This window comes from Streptomyces sp. NPDC091282 (assembly GCF_044757385.1).
Taxonomy (GTDB): Bacteria; Actinomycetota; Actinomycetes; order Streptomycetales; family Streptomycetaceae; genus Streptomyces; species Streptomyces gramineus.
Genome location: NZ_JBIVUX010000002.1, coordinates 1086396 through 1093478 on the forward strand (window position 1 = coordinate 1086396; position 7083 = coordinate 1093478).

Here is a 7083-nt window from a genome sequence, read left to right on the forward strand (position 1 = left end):
GCACGGACGGTCTCGCGGGTCGCCTACCGGGCGCGCCCGGCCTCGGTCAGCAGGTGCCGGACGGCGTACGTCCGCCAGGGCCGCCAGTCCTCCGGCACGTCCAGGCCGGGCACGGCCACGTCCGGGTCGCCGAGCGCGCGGGCGCGGATCTCGGCGACGGCTTGCGGCCGCATCCCGGGCAGGGCCCGCAGGGCGGCTTCGGCATCGGCCCGGTCCGCGCCCGGGTCCAGCCGTACGACGCCGTCCGCGAGCGCGGCGGCGAGCGCGCCGAGGACGCCGTCCGGCTCGGCCACGGCGAGCACGGCGGGCTCGGGGAAGAGGTGGGTGAGGCCGCCCGCGGGCGCGTCCAGCGCCGTGCCGTACCGCTGGACCAGCGCGGCGGCGGCGCCGGTGCCGACCAGCGCCCGTACCGCGGCCTCGGCGGGGTCCGCGGTGCCGGGTGCGCGCAGTCCCGGCCGCGCGGCGACCAGCGGGGCGAGCCGGGGGTGGGCGCTCAGCCGTTCGTCGACGGCGTACGGGTCGGCGTCGAGGTCGAACAGCCGGCGCAGCCGCTGTACGGCGGTGGTCAGGTCGCGCGGGTCGGTGAGGCGCAGCCGGGCGTCCAGCCAGCCGCCGGGACGGGCACCGCCCGCCGCGGCACCGGTACGCTCCTCGACGGCGACGACGGCGTGGCCGTACGGCAGCCGCAGCGTGCGGCGGTAGGTGCGGGAGCCGGGGACGCCGGTGACCTCCTCCACGCCCGGTACGGCCTCGCGTGCCAGCAGGTCGAAGACCGGACCGGCCTGGTACGGGCCGCGGTGGGCGAGCCGCAGCGGGATCCCGGCGGCGGGCGAGCCGCGGCGGGCGTCCCGGCCGCCGGGCGCCGCCTCGCGCAACCGGCTCGGGGTCGTGGCGTACACGGCGCGGACGGTGTCGTTGAACTGCCGCACGCTGGCGAAACCGCTCGCGAACGCGATCCGGGTGACCGGCAGCTCGGTGGTCTGGAGCAGCACGCGCGCGGTGTGGGCGCGCTGGGCGCGGGCCAGGGCGACCGGGCCGGCGCCGAGTTCGGCGGTGAGCTGCCGCTGCACCTGGCGGGTGCTGTAGCCGAGCCGGTCGGCGAGGCCGCCGACGCCCTCGCGGTCCACCACGCCGTCGCCGATCAGCCGGACGGCCCGGCCGACGACGTCGGCGCGGGCGTTCCACTCGGCGGATCCCGGCACGGCGTCCGGACGGCACCGGCGGCAGGCGCGGAACCCGGAGCCCTGCGCGGCGGCGGCCGTGCGGAAGAAGCGGACGTTGTGCCGCTTCGGGGTGACGGCGGGGCAGCTGGGACGGCAGTAGATGCCGGTGGTCCGCACGGCGAAGAAGAACGCGCCGTCGAACCGGCCGTCCCGGCTGCGCACCGCCTCGTACCTGGTGTCCTCGTCCATCACCCGTCCAGTGTGGGCGACGGACGAGGGCGCGTCCGGCGGGATTCGGACACGGTGCTAGTGCCAGCGGCCCCGCTTCGCCTCCATGGCCGCCTTCCCCTCCGCTCCCCTCTTCTTCCAGTCCTTCTTGATCTCGGAGCGGAGCCGCGCGTCCGTCTTCGCGACGATCCACTGGTTCTCGCGCATCAGCTTGCGGTAGCTCTCCAGCCGGCGCACGGGCAGCTCCCCGGTGTCCACCGCGCGGAGCACCGCGCAGCCCGGTTCGCTCTCGTGCCCGCAGTCGGAGAACCGGCAGTCCGCCGCCAGTTGCTCGATCTCGGAGAACACCTGCCCGACCCCGGTCTCGGCGTCGAACAGGCCCACGCCCCGCAGTCCGGGCGTGTCGATCAGCACGCCCCCGCCCGGCAGCGCCAGCAGGTTGCGGGTGGTGGTGGTGTGCCGTCCCTTGCCGTCGACGTCCCGGGCCGCCCGGACGTCCATCACGTCCTCGCCGACCAGCGCGTTGGCGAGGGTGGACTTGCCCGCGCCGGACTGGCCCAGCAGGACGGACGTGCCGGAGCCGACGAGGCAGACGAGGACGTCCAGGCCGTCGCCGGCCATCGCGCTGACGGTGAGGACCGGCACGCCGGGGGCGGTGGTCTCGACGTCCTGGACCAGGTGCGCGAGCGTCACCGGGTCCGGGACCAGGTCGGCCTTGGTCAGGACGACGACGGGCTGGGCGCCGGACTCCCAGGCCAGCGCCAGGAACCGTTCGATCCGGCCGAGGTCGAGTTCGACGGCGAGGGAGACCGCGACGATCGCGTGGTCGACGTTGGCCGCGAGGATCTGTCCCTCGGACCGCTTGGAGGAGGTGGAGCGCACGAAGGCGGTCCGGCGCGGCAGGTACGCGCGGACGTAACGGGGGTTGCCGCCCGGTTCGACGGCGACCCAGTCGCCGGTGCACACGACACGCAGCGGGTCGTGCGGGGTGACGAACGCCGTGTCGGCGCGCAGTGTCCCGCCGGCGGTGACGATGTCGCACTGCCCGCGGTCGACACGGACGACCCGCCCGGCCAGCAGGCCGTCGGCGGCGTAGGGGGCGAACTCCTTCGCCCAGGTCTCGTCCCATCCGTAGGGAGCGAGCACGGAGAAGTCAGCAGCGGAGCTGGAAGACAAGGGTGACCCTTCACAGGGGCGGCCCCGGGAACGCGGTAGGTCAGCCGGTGGCCGCGGAGGTGGAATGGATGAACTTCTGGTCGCGGGCAGCGCCCATCGCAACGACAGCCATCGGTCACACCTCCTGTGTTCGTCTTCCGCTCGGCGAGCGGTGGCCTCACCGTAGAGGGTCCGCGCACCGGGCCGCCACCGAATAACCGGGCCGTCCGACTAGGCGAACGGTCCGGGCAGTTCGCCCGATCCGCGCTCGATCAGCCGGGTCGGCATGACCACCGTGCGCGGTGGCGCGACGTCGCCGTGGATGCGGGCGAACAGCAGGTGCGCGGCGCGGGTCGCGAGGGCCACCGGGTCCTGGGCGATCACGGTCACGGGCGGGGTCAGCCGGTCGGCGAGCGCGAAGTCGTCGAAGGCGACGAAGGCACGGCCCGCCGGGAGGACGGCGAGGGCGCCGAACGCGAGGATCTCGTTGCCGGCCAGCAGCGCGGTCGGCGGGTCGGGCAGGGCGAGCATCCCGGTGACGGCGGCGGCCGCCTGCGGCCCCGACCGCAGACCGTCGCCGATGAGTGCCGGGTCGGCGGGGAGGCCGGCCGCCGCCAGCGCCGCGAGATAGCCCCGCCGCCGTTCGCCGAACGTCCGGATCCCCGGGGTGTCGCCGACGTAGCCGATCCTGCGGTGGCCGCGGGCCGCCAGCCGTCCCACCGCCTCGCGCACCGCGCCGAAGTTGTCGACCACCACGGCGTCCACGTTCAGCCCGGGTGCGGCCCGGTCCACGCAGACGATCTTCGTGCCCTGCGCCTGGGCCGGGCGCAGGAAGCGGTGGCTGCCGGCGGCCGGGACGAGGATCAGGCCGTCGACCCGGCGGGCGGTGAACGCGGCGACGACCTCGCGTTCCCGGCTCAGGTCGGCGCGGCTGGAGCCGATGAGCATGACGCTGCCGCGCTGCCGGGCGACGTCCTCGGCGGCGGAGGCCACCGCGGCCATGAAGGGGTCGGCCACGTCGTCGACCAACAGGCCGATGATCTGGCTCAGTTCATGGGTGCGCCGTAACTGACGTGCGACGTCGTCGCGTTGGTAGCCCAGTTTGCGGACCGCGGCGACCACCCGCGCGGCGGTGCGCGGAGCGACGGCCGCACCGCCGTTGACCACCCGGGACACCGTCATCGCGCTGACACCCGCTTCCGCGGCAACGTCCTTCATGGTCGGCCGGGTGGCTGCCACGCCACGTCCTCCACCTGCGTCACGTTCGAGCGTCGACTCGTCAACGTTACCCACTCGACGGCGTGGCAACAGGCGTGCGAACAAGCGGAATTGGGGAGCGGTCCGGGGCGGTGCGGGATCGGCTGCACCACCCTTGACACCCCGCGGCGGGCGCCCCAAGAATCAGCCAAGCTGTTAACGATACCAACCAGAAGGCACAACATGGCCTCTGCAAGGGAACCACTGCTCACCGCACATGGCGTGGTCAAGCGTTTCGGCCACGTGCAGGCGCTCCAGGGCGCCGATTTCACGGCGTACCCCGGCGAGGTCGTCGCCCTCATCGGCGACAACGGCGCCGGCAAGTCCACTCTGGTGAACGTCCTGTCGGGCGTCCTCAGCCCCGACGCCGGCGAAGTCCGCCTGGACGGCGAGCCGGTGCGGTTCTCCGGGCCGATGGACGCGCAGCGGCACGGTGTGGAGACGGTCTACCAGGACCTCTCGCTCGCACCCGACCTCGACGCGGCGGCCAATCTCTACCTCGGCCGGGAGATCGTGCGCGGCGGTCTGCTCGGGCGGATCGGCCTGCTCGACCGGCCGGCGATGCGCCGGGAGGCGGTCCAGGCCTTCGCGGAACTCGGTGTGGAACTGAAAGATGTGACCGCCGCTGTGACAACGTTGTCCGGCGGGCAGCGGCAGTCCGTCGCGGTGGCCCGTGCGGTCGCCTTCGCCAACAAGGTCATCTTCATGGACGAGCCGACCGCCGCGCTGGGCGTGGTCCAGCGGGCCCGGGTCCTGGAGACCGTCCGCAGGGTGGCCGACCGGGGCATCTGCGTGGTGCTGATCAGTCACAACATGCCCGAGGTGCTGTCGGTGGCGGACCGGGTGGAGGTGCTGCGGCTGGGCCGGCGCGTCGCGTCGTACACCGCCGCGGAGACCACGATCGAGGAGCTCGTCGGCGCGATGACCGGATCCCTGGACGGGCCGAGCGGTGGCAAGGAAGCGGAGGGGGCACGATGACGGCCGAGAGCGAGAAGGTTCCCGTGGCCGCGGGCGGCCGGGCCGGGGCGCCGGACTGGCTCCGGCGCGCGGCGACGCTGAACGAACTGTGGACCTTCGTGATCCTGCTGGCCCTGGTGGTGTTCTTCACCGTCGCGGCGCCGGGCAAGTTCTTCACCACGTACGACATCACGCAGATCGCCGTGAACGCGGCCATCTACCTGGTGCTCGGCGTCGGCATGACGTTCGTGATCATCACGGCGGGCATCGACCTGTCGATCGGGTCGGTGCTGGTGCTGGCCGCGGTGGCGGCCGGTGAGTACAACATCCACCACGGCGGCCCGGCGTCGGGCTGGGGCACGGTCGCGCTCTGTGTCGTGATCGCGCTGGCCGTCGGCACCGCCTGGGGCGCGCTGCAGGGCGTGGTCGTCGCCAGCGGCAAGGTGCCGCCGCTGATCGTGACCCTGGGCGGGCTCGGCGCGGCGCTGGGCATCGCCGAACTCGCCACCGGCGGCCAGGACCCGGCGGGCGCGTCCTCCACCCATCTGCAGAACAGCCTCGGCTTCGGCAAGCTGCTCGGGATCCCGTGGATGGTGATCCTGGCCGCCGTGGTGACCGCGGTCTTCGGCGCGGTGCTGGCCGCCACCCGGTTCGGCGAGCACACTCTCGCGATCGGGTCGAACCCGACGGCCGTACGGCGGGCGGGCATTCCGGTGGGCCGGCACCTGGTGAAGGTGTACGGCCTGATGGGGCTGCTGGCCGGGCTGGGCGCGGTGATGTGGCTGGCCTCCTACGGGACGACGTCGATCGCCGGACACTCCACGGACAACCTCAAGGTGATCACCGCGGTGGTGCTGGGCGGCACCAGCCTCTTCGGCGGCCGGGGTTCGGTGCTGGGCACGGTGATCGGTGTCTTCATCCCGGCGGTGCTGACCACCGGGCTGATCGTGATCGGCGTCCAGCAGTACTGGCAGGACGTGGCGGTGGGCGTGGTGCTGGTCGTGGCCGTCTACGTCGACCAGATGCGCCGCAGGACCCGGGAACGCGCGTGAAGGCGTCGGGCACGGCGGCGTCACGCGGCACGGGATCGCACGGACCGGCCCGCTCGCAGGGGCCGGCCCGGTCGGGCAGGACAACTCGATCGCGCGGGACAACTCGTTCGCACGGGACAAGGAGGACTCTGTGATGGGGAGCATGCGCAGCAGGCGCGGGTTGCTGGTCGCGGTGGGCACGGTGCTGGCCCTCGGCGCGGCCTCGGCGTGCGGTTCGTCGGACAGCGGTGGCGGCTCGGGGAGTTCGGGCGGCGCCAAGGGCAAGAAGGTCCGGCTGATCACGGGGGTCAAGAGCGACCCCTTCTACATCACCATGACCTGCGCCGCCCAACAGGAGGCCAAGGCCAAGGGGATGGACTTCACGGCCGACGGTTCCGCGCAGTGGGACGTGTCGGTGCAGCGGCCGCTCCTCGACTCGGTGGCGGCGGCCCGGCCCGACGGACTGCTGATCTCGCCGGTGGACACCAGCGCGCTGACTCCGTCGCTGAAGCAGATCCAGTCGGCGGGCACCAAGGTGGCGCTGGTGGACACGACGGTCAGCGACGACTCGGTCGGGATCACCCGGATCTCGTCGGACAACGAGAAGGGCGGCCGGGTCGCCGCCGACGCGCTCGCCAAGCTGATGAACGAGAAGGGCTCGGTCGTCGTCATCAGCGTCAAGCCCGGTGTGTCCACGACGGACGCCCGGATCAAGGGCTTCACCGAGGAGATGGGCAAGTACCCGGGCATCAAGGTGCTGCCGACGCTGTACGACAACGACCTGCCGGCCACCGCGGCCTCGCAGATCCAGTCGACCCTCGCCGCACACCCGGACCTGGGCGGCGCGTTCGCGGGCAACACCAACACCGGTACGGGCATCGCCACCGGGCTGAAGCAGGCCGGCAAGCAGGGCACGGTGAAGGTGGCCGCCTTCGACGCCGAGCCCGACGAGGTCGCCGCGCTGAAGGCGGGCACCCTCCAGGTGCTGGTCGCCCAGGACCCGGCGTCGATCGGCCGGCAGGCGGTGGACCAGCTCGCCGGCGCCTTCGAGGGCAAGTCGGTGAGCAAGACGATCGGCACGAACATGGTGGCGATCACGAAGGACAACATGAACGACGCGTCGGTCAGCAAGTACTTCTACAAGTCGCAGTGCTGACACGGCTCTCGGCCGTGGACGTCTGACGGTCGGCCGGGGGGGGGGGGGGCGCCCCCCCCCCCCCCCCCCCCCCCCCCCCCCCCCGCCCCCCCCCCCGGCCCCCCCCCCCCCCCCGCGGCCCCCCCCCCGCCCCACC

6 protein-coding genes are annotated in these 7083 nt (G+C 73.5%); 3 read left to right on the top strand and 3 right to left on the bottom strand.

Annotated elements, in window-relative coordinates; translation table 11 throughout:
• Positions 1-23 precede the first annotated feature (23 nt).
• The 3 genes from ACIQOE_RS11950 to ACIQOE_RS11960 all read right to left on the bottom strand — a co-directional run bounded on the left by ACIQOE_RS11950 (position 24) and on the right by ACIQOE_RS11960 (position 3785).
• Positions 24-1412 carry a bifunctional transcriptional activator/DNA repair enzyme AdaA gene (locus tag ACIQOE_RS11950; protein WP_401411582.1) on the bottom strand — a complete coding sequence of 463 codons (1389 nt, stop codon included), beginning with the start codon at positions 1410-1412 and terminating at the stop codon, positions 24-26.
• A 57-nt stretch (positions 1413-1469) separates the two neighbouring features.
• Positions 1470-2567, bottom strand: a complete 1098-nt coding sequence (gene rsgA, locus ACIQOE_RS11955; RefSeq protein ID WP_365577128.1) for a ribosome small subunit-dependent GTPase A — start codon at positions 2565-2567, stop codon at positions 1470-1472.
• A gap of 210 nt (positions 2568-2777) precedes the next feature.
• A complete protein-coding gene (locus ACIQOE_RS11960; RefSeq protein ID WP_351328594.1) occupies positions 2778-3785 on the bottom strand; it encodes a LacI family DNA-binding transcriptional regulator in 1008 nt (335 codons plus the stop codon).
• 201 nt (positions 3786-3986) lie between these two features.
• Between ACIQOE_RS11960 and ACIQOE_RS11965 the strand changes: the two genes are divergently transcribed.
• The 3 genes from ACIQOE_RS11965 to ACIQOE_RS11975 all read left to right on the top strand — a co-directional run bounded on the left by ACIQOE_RS11965 (position 3987) and on the right by ACIQOE_RS11975 (position 6947).
• The gene (locus ACIQOE_RS11965; RefSeq protein WP_401411179.1) at positions 3987-4781 is read left to right on the top strand and encodes an ATP-binding cassette domain-containing protein; all 795 of its coding nucleotides are present in this window, start codon (positions 3987-3989) and stop codon (positions 4779-4781) included.
• The gene (locus ACIQOE_RS11970; protein WP_351328598.1) at positions 4778-5812 is read left to right on the top strand and encodes an ABC transporter permease; all 1035 of its coding nucleotides are present in this window, start codon (positions 4778-4780) and stop codon (positions 5810-5812) included. The genes ACIQOE_RS11965 and ACIQOE_RS11970 overlap by 4 nt, the downstream gene beginning before the upstream one ends.
• 142 nt (positions 5813-5954) lie before the next feature.
• The gene (locus ACIQOE_RS11975) at positions 5955-6947 is read left to right on the top strand and encodes an ABC transporter substrate-binding protein (protein ID WP_351328600.1); all 993 of its coding nucleotides are present in this window, start codon (positions 5955-5957) and stop codon (positions 6945-6947) included.
• Positions 6948-7083 lie beyond the last annotated feature (136 nt).